We start from the raw sequence: 19,870 nt of genomic DNA on the forward strand, positions 1-19,870 counted from the left end.
CGTCACAGCCCGGTGCGGGACAGGGGGGTGGCGTACAGGTCGAGGGCCCTGTCGTCGCGGCACCGGGTCAGGGCCTCCTCGAGGACGGTGTCGTCCCGGGGGCGGGTGCCGGGCGCCGGGGGGAGGGCGAGGCGGTGCGCGATGCGGGCGAGGGCGGCGGTGAGCCATGCCGGGTCGGCGAGAAAGCCCGGGGGCGCGTTGCGGGCCACACCGAGGCAGCAGGCCGCCGCGTGCAGCAGGGCATAACGGTCGGCGGCCGCGCGCAGGGCCGGTGCGGACACCGATGCCCGCGTGGCGGCCAACTCCGCGCGCACCACGGAGGCTTCGCGGTCCAGCAGCCGTACGAGTGCGCCGAGCGGGCCGGACCGGCCCTCCGCGGGAAACCGTGGAGCGAACCAGGCCGGCGGAGCGGTGACCGGTCGGGCCTGCGGCGGCAGCGGGCCGCCCGGCGCGTACACGGCCTCCGGGAGGCCGGCCGCGCGGTGCTCCTCGCGGGCCGACAGCGCGGTGAGCACACCCAGACCTCCCGCCCCGTGGGGCGACGGCGCGGCGAGCTCCCGCAGCCGGGCGCGTATCGAGCCGAACACGCCGGACGCGTTGTGGGCGTGCCGGCCCAGCACCGGTACGAGGCCCTCGCAGCCGTCCCGCAGCAGCCGCGGCCCCAGGTGCCCGGCCACGGCCGACAGCGCCGTCGCCTGGGCCGGCGCGAGCTGCAGGGCGCGTACGGCCGTCGTCACCAGGCAGTCCACGACGAGCAGGTCGAGGAAGGCGGCCGTCACCGCACGCCGGGTGAGTGAGGAGCCCAGCGGACGCACACCGGCGGTTCCGGCGGCGTCGACGACCGCGCGCAGCACGGTGTCGGCGGTACCGATGCCCACCGACACGAAAAGCGGCCAACCGAACCGCATGGCGTCCAGCAGCACCTGGGCACCATGCCCCGGCGCCCCCAGGAAAGAGTCCTCCGCGGCGCCGCGGACCACCAGACGCGCCGTGAGCGAGGCGTCCGCGAGGACGGGCCCGGCCGGAACGAACTCCACGTACCCAGAGGTTCCTTCGAGGACGCTCCCGCCCACCGGTGCCCCGGGCAGGAGCAGCGTGAGGCGGCGGCCCGCGCGGGCGGCCCGGGTCGCGACAGCGCGCTGCTCCGGCGTGCCGTGCACCGCCACGGCGGCGAGCACGACGGCGGGACCGACGCCCCGGGTGAGGGCGGCGCGGACGTCCCGCCGGGCCACCGCGCGTACCGACCGGGCCGGGATGTCGAGCCGTGCCGGCCGGCCCCCTGGACCCACCGCGACCGGCTCCGGCCCCTCCGGCCGGACCTGCGTCCTCACCCCTCGTACACCCCGTCTCCGCCTTCCGGGCCGCACCAGGCCTCCTCCTCAGAACATCTGGTCGTGTGTGATCCGCCGCGAGCGGGTGTGGATCGTGCCGCCCTGCGTCTCGACCAGCACGTCGTGCACGACGCAGCTCGGGGCGATCTCCGGCTTGCCGCCGGGGCGGACGGTGACCACGAGGGCGTAGGCCGTGGACAGCAACTCGCCGTCCGGGCCCTGCTCCAGCGCGATGTGCCCGAACCAGTGCCGCCGCTGCACCGGGTCGCCGTCGAACCGCTTGTGGAACTCGACCAGTTCGGCCACGATCCCGGGCCGGGTGCGCGCCGGTTCCACGCCGGGCGAGTGCTGGAAGGTGCCGTCCTCGGTGAAGGTCGCCGCATAGTCCTCGAACCGCAGCGAGTCGAGTGCCTGCATCTGATGGGCGTAGAAGTGCTGCACGCGTGCGTACAGCTCCGGCGTCACCCGCGCGGCCCGCTCGGCCGGCGAGTGGCCGCTGGTCATGACGGTCTCCGTGCTGGTCATGGCTGTCTCCCGGAGGCAAGTGGTGGGCATGAACGGCCACTCACGTTCGCCCCCGCCCCTCGAACCCGGCTCGAGCAACGGCGGTCAAGGCCGCTTCGAGCCCCCTTCGAGAACACCTGCGCAGGCTCGGACCGCAGACCGCACACGAGGAGGCAGCATGAGTGAGTCCGCGCGGCCGGTGGCCCTGGTCACCGGCGCGACCAGCGGGATCGGCCTGGAGGTGGCGAGCCGCCTCGCCGGTCTCGGCGCCCGCGTGTATCTGTGTGCCCGCGGCCAGGAGCAGCTGACCGACACCGTCAAGTCGCTTCAGGAGCAGGGGTACGACGTCGACGGCACGGTGTGCGACGTGTCCGACCCCGCGCAGATCCGCGCCTTCGTGCGCGCCGCCGTGGAGCGCTACGGACCGGTGGACATCCTCGTCAACAACGCCGGCCGCAGCGGTGGCGGCGCCACCCACGAAATCCCCGACGAGTTGTGGTTCGACGTCGTCAACACCAACCTCAACAGCGTCTTCCTGATGACGAAGGAGGTCCTGACCACCGGCGGGATGCTCGCGAAGGAGCGCGGCCGGATCGTCAACATCGCCTCCACCGGCGGTAAGCAGGGCGTCGTGCACGCCGCCCCGTACTCCGCCTCCAAGCACGGCGTGGTCGGCTTCACCAAGGCGCTCGGCCTGGAACTGGCCCGCACCGGCATCACCGTCAACGCCGTCTGCCCCGGCTTCGTCGAGACGCCCATGGCCGAACGGGTGCGCACCCACTACGCCGGGATCTGGCAGGTCAGCGAGGAGGAGACCTTCGACCGCATCACCAACCGGGTGCCGCTGGGCCGCTATGTGGAGACCCGAGAGGTCGCCGCGATGGTCGAGTACCTGGTCGGCGACGACGCGGCCGCCGTCACCGCGCAGGCCCTGAACGTCTGCGGCGGCCTGGGCAACTACTGAGCCCCGCACCCCACCGGCGGAGAGGCCAAGCCACGAACGCGGCACACCCGTGACGGCCGTGCCCCGGCATCGCTGGGTGCCCCGATCCCGCGAACGGCCCGGATCAACCCACGAAGAAAGGTACGGCACCCATGACTGTGCAGACCGACGCCCCGCGACGGGTGCACTTCCTCGACGACTTCGCCCACGGGCTGGACCACACCCGCCCCGGCGCGCCCTGGCGGCTGCGCGACACCCACATCGGGGCGGGCGGCGACGGAGTCGTCGGGCGCGGCGACAGCGGTGTGGTGATCGTGCCGAGAAGCGTCCACCCGGGCACCGGGGAACCGGCGTTCACCCCGTCCGAGGGCCCCGAACCGCCGGACGCCTTCCTGCGCTGGACCGCCTACCTGGAGACAACCGCGTCCACCGGCGTCGCCGGCTTCGACACCCCGCCGGAGCGGGCCCTCACCGTCGAGGCCGAGCTCGCGGTACGCGCCTACGGCACCTGGGGCGCACCCGCGTCCGGCGCCGCCGCGGACCCGGCCGGGGACGTCGGGCGCGGAGCGGGGGCCCTGATGACCTTCGACCGCGAGACCGGAATGGTCTTCGACTTCTGCCTCACCGGCAGCGCCGTGTACGCGCTGTACGAACGGCTGCCCCGGGCGGGCCGCGACGAGCGCGCGTTCTCCGTCGCCGTGCCGCTGTGCGACGTACGGCCCGGCCGCCCGCACCACTGCGCCCTGACCTACGACCCGGCGGCGGGCACCGTCCGCTGGGTGGTCGACGGGCGGCACGCGCTCACCGTGGGCGACCTGGGCCAGCAGCAGTTCGACGGAGCCTGTGTGCTGTGGGAGCTGCCCGGCGAGGAACGCGCGGCCGCCCCGCGCCAGCTCGCCGTCGGGCTGACCACCATGGCCGCGTCCGTGGAGGGCCAGGGCATCTGCCTGGGCGTGCGCCGGGTCGCCGTCCACAGCACGTCCCGCTGACCCCCTCGACGAGTGGCCGGCCGTCCATCCCCGGCGCCCGGCCGCCGCGCCCCCGACCCAAGGGGGCCTCCTCCCGAGCGCACCGCCGGGCCGCGATCCGGTTCGGCGGTGCGCTCCGGCGTACCCACCCGCATCCACCCGCATCCACCCGAAGGAGTTCACAGCATGAGCGACGACAAGCGCGTGGCCCTGGTGACAGGATCCACCTCCGGCATCGGCGCCGCGGTGGCCGTACGGCTGGCCGCCGCGGGGATCCGCGTGGTGATCAACTCGGCGCGTTCCGCGGACGCCGGGCGCCGGTTCGCCGGCTCGCTGCCCGAGGCGACGTACATCCAGGCCGACCTCTCGGACGAGGACGAGGCGCGCCGGCTGGTCGCCGAGGTGGCCGCGCACTACGGCCGGCTCGACATTCTGGTCAACAACGCGGGCACCACGAAGGTGATCCCGCACTCGGACCTGGAGGCGGCCCACGCGGGCGTCTGGCGCGAGATCCTCGGCCTGAACGTCATCGGTACCTGGACGACCACGGTGGCCGCCATGCCGCACCTGCGCGAGTCCGCCGACGGTGTGGTCGTCAACATCTCCTCCGTGGCGGGCAGCAGGCCCGCGGGCAGCTCCGTCCCGTACGCCGTCAGCAAGGCCGCGATCGAGCACATGACCCGGCTGCTGGCCAACACCGCGGGTCCGCAGGTCCGGGTCAACGCCGTGGCGCCCGGGCTCATCGAGACGCCGTGGACCAAGGACTTCACGGCGATCGCCGAGCATGTGCGGGAGAGCACCCCGCTGCGCCGGGTGGGCACGCCCGAGGACGTCGCCGCGTCCGTGTACGGGCTGATCGAGTCGCCGTACACGACCGGTGCGATCCTGTCCGTGGACGGCGGCGCGCACCTGCTGTGACCCGTGCGTGAGCGCACACGGCGAAGGCCCGGCGGTCCCCTTCGGACCGCCGGGCCTTCGCCTTCCCGGCCGGCGCCGTCTCAGGCGCTGCGCGCCACGGCCCGCTTGCGGCGGCCCGTCGCGAACGCGTCGGCGTGCTCGATCGTCGTACGGCTGTTGCGCCCCAGGGCGTCGCGCAGATACGCCCGGGCCTCGGCGAGCGTGGCATGCTCACCGAGCACCTCGGACACGGCCTCCGGGTTGAGCGCGACGGTGTGACGGGCCGTCACCACCGGGCCGCCGGACCCGTCGGCGAAGGTCCACAGGCCGCTGTGCCCCAGCATCAACCGAGGCGTCATCAGCTGCTTGTACGCGATCCACTCGCCGGTCCGGCACACCCGCAGCGAGCGGGTGGTGTGCGCCGAGCCGTCCGAGGTCACCGTGTCCATCTCCAGTTCCTGCACACCGGGCGAGGGCTCGGTGAGCCGGACCCGGTCCACGTGCGGCAGCAGCCGGGCCCACCGGTCGGCCCGGTGGACGAACGTGTACGCGTCCGCCGCCGTCCCGGTGAGGCGGACGGTGTCCGTGAAGGAGAACACGAGGTCGTCCACCGGGTGCCCGTACAGCGCGAACCGGGCCAGGGCGGCCAGCTCCTCCGGGCTGTTGCGGTCCAGCCCCCGCAGGATCCACGCCACGGACTCCGGGTCGTCGTCGACGGCGGAGAAGGTGTGCCGCAGCACGATCTCGGTGCGCGTCGGCGACAGCGTGCGAAACAGCCACTCGCCGCGCATCGAGGCGATCGGGGCCCGGCTGCGGACCTGGGCGAAGGTCACGCGCAGCCGGTCGGGGTCCAGGGTCCGCTGCGAGACCCAGCTGCCGACCTCGCCGTTGACGACGGCCCACAGCTCGAACCGCTCGGCCCGCTCCTCGCGCAACTGGTGCTGCACGTGCACGCTCGGGCCGAACAGGGCGGGCCAGCGGGTGACGTCGGCCGCCAGGCCGTACAGCTCGGCGGCCGGCGCGTCCACGGTCAGGGTGTGCTCGGTGTGGTGAAGACGTTGCTCGGTCATGGGCGTTCTCTCCTCGCCGGCCGCTCAGGCGGCCGCGGTCAGGCTGCCGTTGACCAGGCCGAGGAGCGCCCGGGGCGTCTCCACCTCGGTGATCTCGTCGTCGGGTATGACGACGCCGAACTCCTTCTGGATGCGGGCGGCGCTCTCCATCAGGGCGAGGGAGTCGTACCCCAGGTCCTCGAAGGCCGCGTCGAGCGCGGCCTCGTCGTCCCGGAGGCCCTCGTCGAAGCCGGCGCACTCGCGCAGGATGCGGCGCAGATCGTCCAGGGTCATGGTCCTCACGATGTGAACTCTCCTTCGTGTCATGGGTGGTGGGATGTCAGGTGCGGGCCGGGGCGACGAGTGGGCGGACTCGTCGTGGTGAGCAGTCGTGCTCAGAGTCCGGCCGCGCGGACCACGAGGGCCGCGTTGAAGCCCCAGCGGCCCCGCGCGAGCACCAGGGCGGTGCGGACGGGCAGCTCGCGAGGCTCGCCCAAAACCAGGTCGAGGCCGTACCGTTCGGGCACCTCGGTGGTGCCGGCGGTCGCGGGCAGCACCCCGTCACGGATGGCGAGCAGGGCCGCCACCACGTCGAGCGGACCACCGCCGGCGTACAGGCGCCCGGTGAGCGACTTGGGCGCGGTGACGGGGACGCCGCCGGGTCCGAAGACGCCGGCCAGCGCCTCGGCCTCGGCCAGGTCGAGTTCGGGGATGCCGGCCGCGTCGGCGAACACCGCGTCGACCTCGCCGGGCGTCACCCCCGCGTCCGTGAGGGCGAGTTCGACGGCCCGGCGCAGCCGCGGCGGCCGGCCGGAGCCGGGGGCCGGGTCGAACGTGGCCGCGTAGCCCGCGATCTCGCCGTACACCTGCCCCACCCCGCGCTCCCGGGCGGTGTCCGGGTTCTCCACGACGAGGATCGCCCCGCCCTCGCCCGGCACGTAGCCGGCGGCCCGCGCGTCGAACGGCAGATACGCCCGGTCCCGGTCCGCGACCGTGGTCACCCGGCCGCCCGCGAGCTGCGAGGCGTAGCCCCACGGGTCGAGCGCCGAGTCGACGCCGCCCGCGACGACCAGGTCGGTGCCCTGCCGTACGGTGCGCCGCGCGTGCCCGAGGGCGTCGAGACCGCCGGCCTGCTCGCCGACCAGGGCGGCGCTGGGCCCGCGCATGGTGTTGCGGATCGAGATCTGGCCGGTGTTCACAGCGTAGAACCAGGCGAACGACTCGTAGACGCTGACGTGTTCGGGCCCACGGGTCCACAGCTTGCGGAACTCCTCGTGGGTGAACGCGAACCCGCCGGTGGCGTTCGACGTCACCACGCCCTTGGCGTAGTCGGTGAGCGTCCCCGGCGTCACGTCCGCGTCGGCCAGCGCCCAGTCGGAGGCGGCGAGCGCCAGCCGGGTCGACAGGTCCGTCTGCGGGAGCAGCCGGCCGGGCAGATGGTCCTCGGCCCGGAAGTCGGTGATCTCGCCGGCCAGCCGGGACGGGAACCGGCTGGTGTCGAACCTGCCGAGCTCCCTGATCCCGTTGACGCCGGCCAGCACCGCCTTCCAGTACGCCTCCGTGCCCAGCCCGTTGGGGGCGGTGACCCCGATGCCGGTGATGACGGCCCGGGTGGCCGGGGCGCGGACGGCGGGGACCTCGACGGTGGTCGCGGTCATGCGCGGGCTCCTTCCGGACGCTGCAGCACCATGGCGCTCTGGAAGCCGCCGAAGCCGCTGCCCACGGTCAGCACCGTGTCCAGCCGCCGCTCCCGCGCGGTGAGCGGGACGTAGTCGAGGTCGCACTCGGGGTCGGCGGTGTGCAGGTTCGCCGTCGGCGGGACGACACCGTGCTCCATCGCCAGGGCGCAGGCGGCGATCTCGATCGACCCGATGGCGCCCAGCGAGTGGCCGACCATCGACTTGATGGAACTGACCGGCACGTCGTACGCGTGCTGCCCGAGGCTCCGCTTGAACGCGGCCGTCTCGTGCCGGTCGTTCTGCTTGGTGCCCGAGCCGTGCGCGTTCACGTAGTCGACGGAGGTGGCGTCGGCGCGGGCCTGCCCGAGGGCCACCCGGATCGCCTCGGCCATCTCCCGGCCGTCCTTCTTCAGACCGGTCATGTGGTACGCGTTCGAGCGCGTCGCATAGCCCGTGATCTCGGCGTAGACGTGCGCGCCGCGGGCCCGGGCGGACTCGTACTCCTCCAGGACGAACATGGCGGCGCCCTCGGCGAGCACGAAGCCGTTGCGGGAGCCGTCGAAGGGGCGCGAGGCGTGTTCGGGGTCGTCATTGCGGGTCGTGGTCGCCTTGATCGCGTCGAAGCAGGCCACGACGATCGGCGAGATGGGGGTGTCGGCCGCGCCCGCGACCATCACGTCCACGCTGCCCTCACGGATCAGCTGGGCCGCGTACCCCACCGCGTCGAGGCCCGAGGTGCAGCCGTCGGAGACCATCGTCACCGGGCCCTCGGCGCCCACCGCCCAGGCGATCTCGGCGGGCATCACGCCCGGGCTGAGGTAGTCGAACATGTGCGGCGACAGATACCCCGGGTCGACGACCCACTCCTGGCCGCCGCCGGACATCACCAGATACTCGCGCTCCAGGCTGGTCGCGGAGGCGACGGCGCTGCCCAGGCTGACGCCGACGCGGTGCGGCTCGGGGTGGCCGGCCTGCGCCGAGCCCGGCTCCAGACCGCTGTCGGCGAGGGCGTCACGGGTACAGGCGACCGCGAACTGGGTGGCGCGGTCCATGCGCCGCAGCTCGCGGGGCGTGAACCCCTCGGCCTGGGCGTCGAAGTCGACTTCACCGGCGACCTGCGAGCGGAACGGGGACGGGTCGAAGAAGGAGATGCGCCGGGTGGCCGTGCGGCCCGCGGTCAGCAGGTCCCAGAACTCCTTCGTTCCGGAACCGCCCGGTACACGCACCCCGATGCCGGTGAGCACCACACGCCGGGTCACCGCACACCTCCTGTGCGCCTGAGGTCGGACAAGGGCATCGCGTCGTCTTCCTTTCGCTTGCCGGCGCCGGGCGGTCCCCGGGCCAGGTCAGGCTGCGACCACACCCTTGAGAGCGGCTCGAAACGGGGTGGGGCTCGCCCCCGTCCACCGGCCCTAGCCGCGGTCGAGGTCGTTTCGAGCCGGGCCGCACACGCTGGCGCCCAGTCCTCACAAGGAGGTGTGCCGCATGCCCGGCCCCAACCCAGCGGAGCGTCTGGTCGCTCTCGCCGCGGACCACGCAGACAAGGCGGAGGCCGACCGGCAGCCGGCGCCGGAGGTGGCGCAGGCCGTGCGCGAGGCCGGTTTCGCGCGCCACTTCGTGCCGGCCCGCTGGGGCGGCACGCAGGGCACGTTCCGATGGTTCCTCGACACCACGGCCGAGGTCGCCGCGGCGGACCCGTCCGCCGCCTGGGTGGCGTCGATCGCCGCCTCGCTCGGCCGGATGGCCGGCTTTCTGCCGGAGGCCGGGCAGCGTGCGGTGTGGGCCGGGAATCCGGACGCCCTGGTGGTCGGCGCGCTGTTGCCGGGCGGCGAGGCCACGGCGGTCGCCGGCGGCTGGCTGCTGAGCGGTCGCTGGGCGTTCGTCAGCGGCATCGACCACGCGGACCACGCCCTGCTGTGCTGCCCGGTCCCGGTGGACGGCGACGGCCGGGAGGTCCGCTTCCTGCTGGTCCCGCGCTCCGCCTACGAGATCGAGCGCACCTGGTTCACCGTCGGCATGCGCGGCACCGGCAGTGACACGCTGGTGCTGGCCGAGCAGGTCTTCGTGCCGTACGAGCACAGCTTCGCCCGGGAAACCCTGTTGACGGGGCGGCCCGAGGCGTCGGACGCGCACTGCCACCGGGTGCCGCTGAAGAGTGTGAGCGGACTGTCCTTCGCGGCGCCCGCGCTGGGCGCGCTGGACGGTGCCCTGACGGCCTGGACCGCGAGCCAGGCCGCCCGGCGCGCGGCCCGTGCCGGCGGCGGAATCGGCATGTCAGGCGACACCGCGGCCACCGAGGAGCTGGCGCTGGCCCGGGCGGCGGGGGAGACGGACGCCGCGCGGCTGCTGCTGACGCGGGCCGCCACCGACGCCGACGAGGGCCACCCCGATGCCGCCGCGACGGCCCGCGCGCAACGGGACCACGCGCTGGCGGTCGACCTCCTGGTGGCGGCCGTGGACGGGTTGCTGCGCTCGTCCGGCGCCCGGGCGCAGCACGAGAGCGAGCCGTTGCAGCGCTACTGGCGGGACGTCCACGCGGCGGCCGGGCACGCGGTCCTGCGCTGGGAACCGGCCGCCCGCGCCTACGCGGCGTCGAGGCTGGAGTCCCCGTGACGGGCCGCCCGGGTGCCTCAGACGGCGGCCGCCCCGACGACCGCGTCGCTCTCGGTGAGCACCGCGTCGAGCAGGCCGGGGAAGCGGCGGTCCAGGTCGGTGCGGCGCAGGGTCAGCATCCGCCGGGAGCCTTCGATGCGGGTGCGGGTGACCCCGGACTCCCGCAGCACGCGTTGGTGGTGCGACATCGTCGACTTGCCGATCTCGATTCCCGCGTCCCGCTGGATCTGGGTGCACGACACCCCGGTCTCCCCGGTGCGGGCGATGGCACGCACGATCGCCAGCCGGGCCGGTTCGGCGAGGGCGGCGAGCACCTTCGTCAGGACCAGCTCCTGCACCGGCGGATGGAACACCACATCGCTCATGGAGGCGAGCATAACTCCGCCTCGCTGCAGTGTTCCAACATCATCGTAATGTTCGATCAAGTTCGAAGTCCTGCGGGAGCATCATGACCGGCACCCACAACTCCGTCCCCGCGCCGCCCAGGTTCGTGGTGACCGAGGAGACCCCTTGTGTCGAGTGGACCGTCGAACGGGGCAGGTTCCTGCTGCGCGGCGCCGACACCCGCGGCCTGTTCTCCCTCTTCGAGGTCACCACACCCACGGGCGGCGGGCCGCCCTTCCACTACCACCGCCACACGGACAAGGCCTTCTACGTCCTGGAGGGCCGCTACGACATCCAGGTCGGCGAGAGCCTGCACCGCGCCGCTCCCGGAACCGTCGTCTACGCCCCCCGCGGCATCGGACACGGCTTCCGCAACGTCGGCGACACCGAGGGCCGGATGCTCTTCGTCACCACCCCCGGAGGCGCCGAGCTGATGTTCGAGGGCCTGGCCGACCTGCTCGCCGCGCCGGGCCCCACCGACCGCGCGCGCATCGCCGAACTCGTCGAGGCCCACGACACCGTCCACCTCGAACAGCCGCCCGCGACCCGGGTGGGAGGAACCCGATGACCCCGGCTGCCCGTATCCCGTCCGTCGCCCTGGTCACCGGCGCCAACAAGGGCATCGGCCTGCACACCGCCCGCCGCCTCGGCACTCTCGGCACCACGGTCTTCCTCGCCGCCCGCGACAGGGAACGCGGACGGGCCGCGGCCGCCGCCCTCACGGACGAGGGCGCCGACGTCCGGTACGTCCAGCTCGACGTCACCGACCCCGACTCCGCGAAGGCCGCCGCGGCCGCCGTCGAGGAGACGGCCGGCCGGCTCGACCTCCTCGTCAACAACGCGGGCGTGCTGCTCGACGCGGGCATCCCCGTTCCCGAGGCCACCGCCGACCACCTGCGCCGCACCTACGAGGTCAACGTCTTCGGCGTGGTCACCGTCACCACCGCGTTGCTCCCGCTGCTGCGCCGCTCTCCGGCCCCGCGCATCGTCAACCTCTCCAGCAGCCTCGGCTCCCAGACCGTCAACGCCCGGCAGCCCGAACGCCTCGCGCCCTACCAACTGCTGGCCTACGGCACATCCAAGGCCGCCCTGAACGCGGTGACGCTGCAGTACGCCCACGCCCTGCGCCCCGACGGCATCAAGGTCAACGCCGTGGAGCCGGGCTATGTCGCCACCGACCTCAACGGCCACTCCGGCCCGGGCTCGCCCGCGGACGCCGCGGAGACCGTGCTGCGGCTGGCCCTGCTGCCGGACGACGGCCCCACCGGAACCTTCCAGTCGGCCCAGGGCTCCGTGCCGTGGTGAACCCACCGTCGCCCCTCTCCTCCTTTCCTCTCGGCCTCGTCGGAACGTCCGGAGACACGCCATGACCGCCGTCCCCCGCAGGATGCTCGCCGTACCGCTCGACGCATACGGCGGCCCCGACGTCCTGCGCCCCCGCGAACTGCCGACCCCCGAACCCGGCCCCGGCGAGGTCCTCATCACCGCCGAGGCAGTCAGCGTGGGGTTCGCCCAGACCCAGATGCGCGCGGACACCTTCCCCGCCCCCATGTGGCGCCCGACCCTGCCCCTGCTGCTCGGCGGCGACGTCGTGGGCACCGTGGCCGAGCTCGGCCCGGGCACCGCCGGCGTCCGTGTCGGCGACCGGGTGGGAGCCTTCCTGATGCAGGGCGCCTACGCCGACCACATGGTGGCCGGGGCCGACTCCCTGGTGCCCGTGCCCGTGGAGCTGGACGCCGCCGAGGCGACCGTGCTGCCCGGCGCGGGCCCCATCGCCGTCGGCATCCTGGCCACCGCGGGCCTGCGCGAGGGCGAGAGCGTCCTGGTGCACGCGGCGGCGGGCGGCATCGGCCACCTCGCCGTCCAACTGGCCCGGGCCGCCGGCGCCGGACAGGTCCTCGCCGCCGCGAGCACGCCCGCCAAACGGGAGTTCGCGGCCGGCCTCGGCGCTGACGCCGTCATCGACCCCACCCGCCCCGACTGGCCCGACGCGGTCCGTGCGGCGACCGGCGGCCGTGGCGCCGACGTCGTCCTCGACAGCATCGGCGGCGACGTCCTGCTCGCGGGCGTGCGGGCCCTCGCCCCGGCCGGGCGCCTGGTGTTCTACGGCTCGGCCGGCGGCGGCACCGACATCCCGCGGGTGTCCGTCATGGACCTCATCGCCCTCAAGACCGTCACCGGTTTCTCCCTCTCGGCCTGGCGCGCCGCCCGTCCCGACCAGTACCGCGCCGGGCTCGCCGAACTCACCCGGCGCCTCGGCGACGGCACCCTGCGGCCCGCGGTGCACGTCCGCCTCCCGCTCGACCAGGCCGCCACCGGCCACCGGCTGATCGAGGACCGGGTGCAACGGGGCCGCGTCGTGCTCGTCCCGCGCCCCGCCCCGGCGCCCGGCCGGCCCGCCCCGCAACCCGCCCTCGAACGGAGCTGATCCCGATGGCCTTCTCGCGCAGTGGCCCGCGCACCTTGTGGCTGCCCGCCCTCGACGGCATGCGCTTCGTCGCCGCCTCGATCGTCTTCCTCTTCCACTTCGCGTACCAGTTCCCCTTCCGCGACACCGAGGTGGGGGAGTGGTACAGCCGGCTCGTCGGGCGCGCCGGTCCCATGCAGGTGGGGTTCTTCTTCGTGCTCAGCGGCTTCATCCTGACGACGGTCGCCAAGCCCGGTGAGCCGCTGCGACGCTTCTACCGCCGCCGCACCGCGAAGATCTACCCCAACCACGTGGTCGCCTGGGCCCTGGCCGCTGTGACCATGCTGGCGCTCGGCATCCCGATCGCGGCCCGCAGCGCGATCCCGAACCTCTTCCTGATCCACCCGTGGTTCCCGCCCATGGACATCACCTTCAGCATGGACTTCGTCAGCTGGTCGATGGCCTGCGAGGTGGTCTTCTACCTCTGCTTCCCGCTGCTGCACAAACTGGTGGGGCGGATCCGTCCGCAGCGCCTGTGGTGCTGGGCGGCGGGTCTGGCGGCGGCCATGTGGGTGGTGCCGTTCGTCGCCGAACTCCTCCCGGACCGGCCGATGTTCTACACGATTCCGGCCCGGCACGTGTGGTTCATCCAGATGTTCCCGCCGGTGCGCGCCCTGGACTTCGTGCTGGGCATGGTGATGGCCCGTATCGTCATGGAGGGCAAGTGGATCCGTCTCGGCCTCTATCCGGCGCTCGGCCTGCTGTTCTGCGGCTACCTGCTGGCCTCGAACGTGCCCGAGCCGTGGAGCTTCGTCGCGGCCACCGGAGCCCCGATCGCCCTGGTCGTCGCCGCCGCGGCCACGGCTGACATGAAGGGACTGTCCTCACCGTTCCGCAGCCGTCCCGTGGTGCGGCTGGGCGAACTCTCCTTCGCCTTCTACCTGGTGCACTGGCAGATCCTCAACTTCGGCCATGTGGCGCTCGGCGCGAAGCGTCAGTGGAGCACCCCCGCCGCCATCGCCCTCGGCGTCACCGCGTACGTGGTCTCCTGGTGCCTGGCCTGGGTTCTGCACACCCTCGTCGAGGTCCCCGCGATGCGTCGCTTCGGGCGCCCCCGACTCCTCGCCAAGCCGGCACCGGCCGCGGCGGAACCCGCCCTGCCCGTTCCCGACGCCGGGAGGCCGGTCGCGATCCCGGAAGGCCTTCCGACACCCGGGCCGGATGCCGGCTGACACCTCCGGCGTCCGTGGTGTGCATGCGCAGCGCCACCACGCCGGTGACCACCACGTCCCGCAGTCGCGGCGCCTGACATCGAGGCGGGCCGTGACTTCGGGGCCGGTCCGGGTGCGCCGGGTCCGGTGGGCTCAGCGGCTCCTCGATCGCCGGTCGGCAGCGGCAGGGCGGAGGGTACGAGTCTCGGACGGAGCGCGGGACCGGGTCACGGAGCCGGCAGACGCAGGGCGAGGAGGGCCACGTCGTCGGTGCTGCCGGGCGGCATGCGGGCGAGCAGCTGGTCGCACAGCGTGTCCAGCGGTTCCCGGGCGAGTGCGAGAGCGTGGTGGCGCAGCACGCCCAGGCTGGTGCTGAGGTCGCTGCCGGGGACCTCGACCAGCCCGTCGGTGTAGAGCAGCAGCGTGGAGCCCGGTGGCAGGGACTGCGTGGCGTCGGGGCGGCTCGCTTCGGTACCCAGGGGGGCGCCGAGGAGGATTCCCTGTCCGGCTTCGAGGTAGTGCGCGTGTCCGCCCGGGGCGAGGAGGAGGGGCGGCGGATGTCCGGCGCTGGTCCACCGCAGTGTCCACGGCCCGGTGTCCGGGTGACCTTCGATCCGGGCGAGGACGAGGGTGGCCATGGAGACGGTGGTGATGGCGGACATGGCGTCGTCGAGACGGGCGACGACGGCGCCGGGCGGCTCGGTGCGGTCCCAGGCCAGTGAGCGCAGGATGCCGTGCAGTTGGGCCATCCCGCCCGCCGCGGTCAGGTCGTGGCCCACGACGTCGCCGATGACCAGCGCGAGCGTGCCGTCCTTCAACTCGAACGCGTCGTACCAGTCACCGCCGACCTGGGAGCCGGCCGGGGCGGGCTGGTAGCGGGCGGCCAGCCGCAGGCGGCCGGGCTGGGGGAGCGGGGCGAGCAGGTTGCGCTGCATGGCCTCGGCGACGGCGCGCTGACGGCCGAACCGCCGTGCGTTGTCGATGACCAGACCGACCCGGCGACCGATGTCGCTCACCACCCCCAGGTCGGCGGTGTCGAAGGGGTGTGCCGGGTCGGTGCGCACCAGCGTCAGGGCGCCGGTGATCTGGCGTCCGGAACCCAGCGGCACCGTGATGACGGACCGCGCGCCCACCCTCCGCAGAAACCCGCTGTGCGCCGCGGCCAGCGGAGAGCCGGGCGGCGCGGCCGTCCGGGCCTCGTCCTGAAGCACGGGATCACCGCTGTTCAGCACGCGGACGAGAGGTGATTGGTCCCCCTCCCCGGGATCGGGAAGCCGCTCGCGGCCGCCCTCCTGTGCGGCGTCCCGGCCCGTGGGACCGGTCACCGCCACGCGGTGGACCTGCCCGGAACCGGTCCGGAGGTCAACCGCCGCCCAGTCGGCCAGACGCGGAACCAGCAGGCGGCCCAGCCGGGCGAGGGCCTCGTCCGTCTCCAGGGTCTGGCCCAGTACGTCGGTGATCTCCGCGACGAGCGTCAGCCGCTCGTTGAGGTCCTCCAGGGCGCTCGTATAGGCCGCACGCTCCCGGCGCGCGCCGTGGTCGCCCGTGACGTCGGTGAACATCACCGCGATGCCCTTGAAGGAGCCGCCGTCCCACAAGGGGGACGCGGACCAGGAGATCGTGATCAGGCGGCCGTCACCGCGCAGATAGCTGTCGCCCTCCCCACGCGCGGCGGCCTCCTCGGCCAGCGCCTGGAGCAGCGGGCACCGCTCCCGCAGGAGCGGTCCGCCACCCGCGTCCCGGTGCAGCAGATCGTGCGCGTCCCTGCCGCGCATCGCGGTGGCGGCACGGCCCAGCAGCCGCTCGGCGGCCGGGTTCAGGGCGACGATCCGTCCGGCCGGATCCACCACCATCACGGCCGTGCTCAGCTGGGCGACGACCCGTCGCCAGAAACCCGGCCCGGCCCCCGGCCCCGCCCGCCCCGCGTCCCCCGCACCGGGCACCGCCCCTGCACCACGCACCCGCCACCACGCACCCTCCAGCCGTCGCGGCCCCGCACCGGAGACCGCGGGCACGTCAGGGAAACCGACCCACCAGTGTCCGATGGTCCCCCGGCCGGAGCCCGCCCGCACGGCCGACACGGCGATCCGTTCCGGCACCTCCCGAGCGCCCGCCCCACGGCACGGTCGCCGCCGGCGCACGGAACGCGCCCCGGCGGACCGGGAACGGCCGTACCGCGGAGAGGATCACGCCGGGGCCCCGGCGTCCCGGGCGCCCCCCCCGGTCAGCCGGTCTCCTTCTTGGCCATCACGAGCCGTATCCCTGACGCGTCGGCATGACCGTGGGCTCGTTCCGCCGTCATGAGCGTGGTCGCGGTCATGGCCGGGCCGGTGTCCGCACTCGCGGCGGCCATCAGCCGGGCGGCCACGAGTGCGCCGGTTTCCGGGGGGATCACGAGGAGGTCCCAGCGGCCCGTGGTGTAGGAGAGCAGCAGGATCTCGTGCGGATCCAGCTCCGAGGCGGACCAACCGACCTTCACCACATGGCCGTTGGCGGACATTCTCGGTGGCAGGACCGGCCAGTGGCGGGGGTTGACCGCGATACGGGTGATGCGTCCCCAGAGCGGATCCAGCACATCCGCCAAGGCGGAGAGCTCGCTCGGCAGGTCACGTGAACGGGGCCACCAGGCGCCGTCCAACCCGGCGGCCGCACGGGAAGGGCTCACGGATTTCAGCGCGAGGCGCGCGGTCGGCACCCTGAAGGGGCTGAAGGCACCAGGCGGATCATACGGACCGGACGAACCGGACGAACCGGAGGGACTGAAGGGACTGAAGGGAACGGGCCGTGCAGAGACACGAGGCGTGCTGGCGGACATTGCGCGGACCCGTCTCCGGACCCCTGCGCAAGCAGCCGCCCGGTGTCGTCGCTCACCGGGAACGGCACCGGCATCGGAGTCGGTGTGCGAAATGCTCCCGGTGACTCAACGCTACTCCGCGACGGCGCCGGAGGGGCCGTTCCCGGACGCCGTCCCACCTTCGCCGGCGGCCCGCTGCCCGGACTGGCTGGTCTCGAGCCAGGACCGTGCGGGTTCTGCCGCGCGGGTGGTGTCCACGGTGAGGTCGAGGCGGGTTCCTCCGTCGGGGCCCGCGGGATAGCTGCGCTGCTCCGTGGCGTCGAAGCAGTGGCGCAGTACCTCCGCCACCCTGCGGGCGACCTCGGGCGAGGCGGCGACGATGCGGACCGCGGCATACCCGTCCGAGGGTGTTTGCATGGGCTGCACGGCGACCTCGGAGTTCGGTGTCCCGGTAGGAGAGGGACTCGGACTGGATCTTCCACTCTACTCCGGCATGTCCCGCGGCCCCGCGGGACCGTACGCGAACGGGGGAGTCCCGGGCCCGCACCGGACCGGCCCCGGCCCGCACGCGACCGCGGGAGTCCCCGGCCCGCACGCGACCGCGGGAGTCCCCGGCCCGCGCCGGACAGCCCTAGGTACGCAGCAGTCGTTGGGTGATCTCCCGGTACTGCCTCAGCGCGTCCCGGAGTTCGGCGGAGTCCGTCTCGGGATCCCGGTCCTGCCAGCCCGTGCGGAGGACCTGCCGCAGCTCCGCAAGGGCCTTCGTGAGCTGGGCGGCGGCTTCGTCGAAGGCGCCCTCGGCCTCCTCCAGAGCCTCGCGCGGGGTGTCCGCGAAGGTGTTGACGGCATGTCCGAGGCGGCGCACGATCTCGTCCCGTTGTTCCGGGGGGAGCAGTGGCTCCGGGCCCGAGGTGCGGCGTCCGTCGGAGCCCGGGGGCCGGCCTGCGGGCTGCTGGGCGCGTGTCTGGTCGTACATCGTCGTGTGTACCGCTTCCGTTGCGATGGGGGGCACCGCCTGAAGACGCCCTTCGCGTCACCTTCTCGACGGCCTGCTCCAGGCTTCCGGGGACCCGGTCGACCCTGCCCTTCATGGCCCGGCCCTCGGTCGTCCTGCCAGTCAATGTCCGGCGACGACCGGTGTCAACGCGGCACCGGCCCGGGCGCGTCCGGCCGGCGGGCGCCGGCCGACGCACTCCTGGTATCCCGCCCACACGGAGTACGAGGGAGTACGTTGGGGGGAGCGAGGGTGCGTCGTGCCTACCGTCAGGTCGTCTCCAGCACACCACCCATCCCTCAGGGGCAGTCCGTGACCCCGGCCGCACCTCCTTCCCAGCGGCCTTCGCCCAGGTCAAGGAGCCCAGCCATGCCATCCACCCCTATGACCCCCGTCGCTGCGTTTCCGCCGGACACCGCCGAGCCGACCCGGGGCTACGACGGCGTCTCGCCCTTCCCGCCGGACGGACCGGCGCCCGCCCGCGACGGCGGGGAGCGGCTGTACGTGACCGTGACGGCGGTGATCGTCGTCCTGCCCTTCGTGGCTCTCGGCCTGGTCGGCTGGCTGCTGTGGGGCCGTCTCGTCCACCCTGCCGACATCCTGCTCGCCGCCGTCTTCTACACGGTCACCGGCCTGGGCGTCACGGTCGGCTTCCACCGCGGTCTCACCCACGGCAGCTACCGTGCGGTACGTCCCGTGCGCATCGCGCTCGCGGTGGCCGGTTCGATGAGCTTCCAGGGCGACGTCATCGGCTGGGTCGCCACCCACCGCCGCCATCACGCCTTCACCGACCGGCCGGGCGACCCGCACTCCCCGTACCGCTACGGCACGCACCTGCGCGGCCAGTTGCGCGGGCTCCTGCACGCCCACATCGGCTGGCTGTTCCGCAACGACCGCACTCCCGCCGACCGTTACGCCCCCGACCTGCTGGCGGATCCCGACATCCGGGCCGTCTCGCGCGCCTTCCCGCTGCTGTGCCTCCTCACCCTGGCCGTGCCGTTCGGGGCGGGCTGGGCCATCGGCGGCAGCTGGGTGTACGGCCTGACCGCCCTGCTGTGGGCGGGACTCGTCCGCATCGCGCTGCTCCACCATGTCACCTGGAGCGTCAACTCCCTGTGCCACATGATCGGGGAGCGCCCCTTCCGGACCCGCCGGCACGACCGCGCCACCAACCTGTGGCCGCTCGCCCTGCTCTCCTTCGGGGAGAGCTGGCACAACCTCCACCACGCCGACCCGACCAGCGCCCGGCACGGCGTCGACCGCGGCCAGATCGACCCGTCGGCCGCCGTCATCCGCCTGATGGAACGCCTCGGCTGGGTGTACGACGTGCGCTGGCCGACGCCGGACCGGGTCGCCGCGCGTCGCGCCTGACGGCAACCACCCATTCACCTGAGCCAGTTGGCAGGAGCCTCATGACCACCGCGCTGCAGCCCGTGCTTCCCTCCCACCCCGTCCTGCGCCTGCACCTGGCGCCCCACGGCGACCTGCCCCGGCCCATCGACGGAGCATGGTGGCCGCGCTCCTACGACCTCCTCGTGGAACTCCCGCGGCTGCTGGCCGGGTTGCCGCCCGACTGGGGCCATATCACCAGCGTCACCGTCAACGGGGCGGTGTGGTCCGCGACGCCCGGCCGGATACTCGTCTCCAACCAGGTCGTACGACTACGCAGAGCCCTGGCGGCGAACGCCCCGCACACCGTCGTCCTGCTCGCCCCCGGCCGCGGACGCTGGGACCTCGTGGTCGTGCCTCCGGACACCGCCGAGGACGCCGCGGAATCGCTCATGGCGGCCGCGGCGGGTGATCTCGGGGACGACCTCGGCGACGGCTTCGAGGGCGGCTTCGAAAATCACCTCGGGGAACGCTGACCCGGGCGCCTTGCCGCCGCGGCTCCCGCACCTTGCCTCGGTTCGCGAAAACATTTCGTAACCGAGGCATTTCCCTTGCTTGTCCCTGCCGTGAATCCCGTGTCAGTGTCCCGGCCAGCAGGCAGGCCGTCGGCCACGTGACGTACGAAAGCCTTTCGTACGGGTCCGTATTGACTCCGTACGAGTCTCCGATCTGCCTCGCTCACCGACGGTATGGGGCAACAAGAGAGG

At 73.6% G+C, this 19,870-nt stretch carries 21 protein-coding genes; 10 read left to right on the plus strand and 11 right to left on the minus strand.

Annotated elements, in window-relative coordinates:
* Positions 1-2 precede the first annotated feature (2 nt).
* The gene (locus ACWDGI_RS40030; protein WP_450767863.1) at positions 3-1,331 is read right to left on the minus strand and encodes a hypothetical protein; all 1,329 of its coding nucleotides are present in this window, start codon (positions 1,329-1,331) and stop codon (positions 3-5) included.
* A gap of 48 nt (positions 1,332-1,379) precedes the next feature.
* A complete protein-coding gene (locus ACWDGI_RS40035; RefSeq protein WP_450767865.1) occupies positions 1,380-1,856 on the minus strand; it encodes a nuclear transport factor 2 family protein in 477 nt (158 codons plus the stop codon).
* 157 nt (positions 1,857-2,013) lie between these two features.
* Between ACWDGI_RS40035 and ACWDGI_RS40040 the strand changes: the two genes are divergently transcribed.
* The 3 genes from ACWDGI_RS40040 to ACWDGI_RS40050 all read left to right on the plus strand — a co-directional run bounded on the left by ACWDGI_RS40040 (position 2,014) and on the right by ACWDGI_RS40050 (position 4,664).
* Positions 2,014-2,799, plus strand: coding sequence for an SDR family NAD(P)-dependent oxidoreductase (locus tag ACWDGI_RS40040; protein ID WP_450767867.1), 786 nt, complete (start codon positions 2,014-2,016; stop codon positions 2,797-2,799).
* 131 nt (positions 2,800-2,930) lie between these two features.
* Complete coding sequence (locus ACWDGI_RS40045; RefSeq protein ID WP_450767869.1) at positions 2,931-3,767, plus strand: DUF6081 family protein; 837 nt, start codon at positions 2,931-2,933, stop codon at positions 3,765-3,767.
* 165 nt (positions 3,768-3,932) lie between these two features.
* Positions 3,933-4,664, plus strand: coding sequence for an SDR family NAD(P)-dependent oxidoreductase (locus ACWDGI_RS40050; protein ID WP_450767871.1), 732 nt, complete (start codon positions 3,933-3,935; stop codon positions 4,662-4,664).
* 80 nt (positions 4,665-4,744) lie between these two features.
* On the opposite strand, the gene ACWDGI_RS40055 is transcribed toward ACWDGI_RS40050, so the two are convergent.
* The 4 genes from ACWDGI_RS40055 to ACWDGI_RS40070 form a co-directional block, all read right to left on the minus strand.
* Positions 4,745-5,713 carry an aromatase/cyclase gene (locus tag ACWDGI_RS40055; protein WP_450767873.1) on the minus strand — a complete coding sequence of 323 codons (969 nt, stop codon included), beginning with the start codon at positions 5,711-5,713 and terminating at the stop codon, positions 4,745-4,747.
* 24 nt (positions 5,714-5,737) lie between these two features.
* Positions 5,738-5,998, minus strand: a complete 261-nt coding sequence (locus tag ACWDGI_RS40060; protein ID WP_450768001.1) for an acyl carrier protein — start codon at positions 5,996-5,998, stop codon at positions 5,738-5,740.
* 89 nt (positions 5,999-6,087) lie between these two features.
* Positions 6,088-7,350 (minus strand): ketosynthase chain-length factor, encoded by a 1,263-nt coding sequence (locus ACWDGI_RS40065; RefSeq protein ID WP_450767875.1) that lies wholly within the window; start codon positions 7,348-7,350, stop codon positions 6,088-6,090.
* Positions 7,347-8,630, minus strand: coding sequence for a beta-ketoacyl-[acyl-carrier-protein] synthase family protein (locus ACWDGI_RS40070; protein ID WP_450767877.1), 1,284 nt, complete (start codon positions 8,628-8,630; stop codon positions 7,347-7,349). The genes ACWDGI_RS40065 and ACWDGI_RS40070 overlap by 4 nt, the downstream gene beginning before the upstream one ends.
* A 226-nt stretch (positions 8,631-8,856) precedes the next feature.
* On the opposite strand from ACWDGI_RS40070, the gene ACWDGI_RS40075 reads away from it, so the two are divergent.
* On the plus strand, positions 8,857-9,984 hold the full coding sequence (locus tag ACWDGI_RS40075) for a hydrolase (protein WP_450767879.1): 1,128 nt from the start codon (positions 8,857-8,859) through the stop codon (positions 9,982-9,984).
* A 17-nt stretch (positions 9,985-10,001) separates the two neighbouring features.
* Here ACWDGI_RS40075 and ACWDGI_RS40080 read toward each other — a convergent pair whose 3' ends face one another.
* Positions 10,002-10,349 (minus strand): ArsR/SmtB family transcription factor, encoded by a 348-nt coding sequence (locus ACWDGI_RS40080; protein ID WP_450767881.1) that lies wholly within the window; start codon positions 10,347-10,349, stop codon positions 10,002-10,004.
* An 83-nt stretch (positions 10,350-10,432) separates the two neighbouring features.
* Between ACWDGI_RS40080 and ACWDGI_RS40085 the strand changes: the two genes are divergently transcribed.
* From ACWDGI_RS40085 to ACWDGI_RS40100, 4 genes are all read left to right on the plus strand, one after another.
* Positions 10,433-10,936, plus strand: a complete 504-nt coding sequence (locus ACWDGI_RS40085; RefSeq protein ID WP_450767883.1) for a cupin domain-containing protein — start codon at positions 10,433-10,435, stop codon at positions 10,934-10,936.
* Complete coding sequence (locus ACWDGI_RS40090; protein ID WP_450767885.1) at positions 10,933-11,673, plus strand: SDR family oxidoreductase; 741 nt, start codon at positions 10,933-10,935, stop codon at positions 11,671-11,673. Before ACWDGI_RS40085 ends, ACWDGI_RS40090 begins: the two co-directional genes overlap by 4 nt.
* Positions 11,674-11,734: 61 nt before the next feature.
* The gene (locus ACWDGI_RS40095) at positions 11,735-12,796 is read left to right on the plus strand and encodes a quinone oxidoreductase family protein (RefSeq protein ID WP_450767887.1); all 1,062 of its coding nucleotides are present in this window, start codon (positions 11,735-11,737) and stop codon (positions 12,794-12,796) included.
* 5 nt (positions 12,797-12,801) lie between these two features.
* A complete protein-coding gene (locus ACWDGI_RS40100) occupies positions 12,802-14,007 on the plus strand; it encodes an acyltransferase family protein (protein ID WP_450767889.1) in 1,206 nt (401 codons plus the stop codon).
* A 206-nt stretch (positions 14,008-14,213) separates the two neighbouring features.
* Here ACWDGI_RS40100 and ACWDGI_RS40105 read toward each other — a convergent pair whose 3' ends face one another.
* The 4 genes from ACWDGI_RS40105 to ACWDGI_RS40120 form a co-directional block, all read right to left on the minus strand.
* Positions 14,214-15,947 (minus strand): SpoIIE family protein phosphatase, encoded by a 1,734-nt coding sequence (locus ACWDGI_RS40105; RefSeq protein WP_450767891.1) that lies wholly within the window; start codon positions 15,945-15,947, stop codon positions 14,214-14,216.
* A gap of 263 nt (positions 15,948-16,210) precedes the next feature.
* Positions 16,211-16,681 carry a DUF5994 family protein gene (locus tag ACWDGI_RS40110; protein WP_450767893.1) on the minus strand — a complete coding sequence of 157 codons (471 nt, stop codon included), beginning with the start codon at positions 16,679-16,681 and terminating at the stop codon, positions 16,211-16,213.
* Between the two features lie 231 nt (positions 16,682-16,912).
* Entirely contained in the window at positions 16,913-17,197 is a 285-nt protein-coding gene (locus tag ACWDGI_RS40115; RefSeq protein WP_450767895.1) for a hypothetical protein, read from the minus strand.
* 214 nt (positions 17,198-17,411) lie between these two features.
* Complete coding sequence (locus ACWDGI_RS40120; RefSeq protein WP_450767897.1) at positions 17,412-17,756, minus strand: hypothetical protein; 345 nt, start codon at positions 17,754-17,756, stop codon at positions 17,412-17,414.
* A 402-nt stretch (positions 17,757-18,158) separates the two neighbouring features.
* Here ACWDGI_RS40120 and ACWDGI_RS40125 point away from each other — a divergent pair, with 402 nt between their 5' ends.
* Together ACWDGI_RS40125 and ACWDGI_RS40130 are read left to right on the plus strand one after the other, a co-directional pair.
* Positions 18,159-19,145, plus strand: a complete 987-nt coding sequence (locus ACWDGI_RS40125; protein ID WP_450768003.1) for an acyl-CoA desaturase — start codon at positions 18,159-18,161, stop codon at positions 19,143-19,145.
* A 41-nt stretch (positions 19,146-19,186) separates the two neighbouring features.
* Positions 19,187-19,639, plus strand: coding sequence for a DUF5994 family protein (locus tag ACWDGI_RS40130; protein WP_450767899.1), 453 nt, complete (start codon positions 19,187-19,189; stop codon positions 19,637-19,639).
* Positions 19,640-19,870: the final 231 nt, after the last annotated feature.

This window comes from Streptomyces sp. NPDC001220 (genome assembly GCF_053597895.1).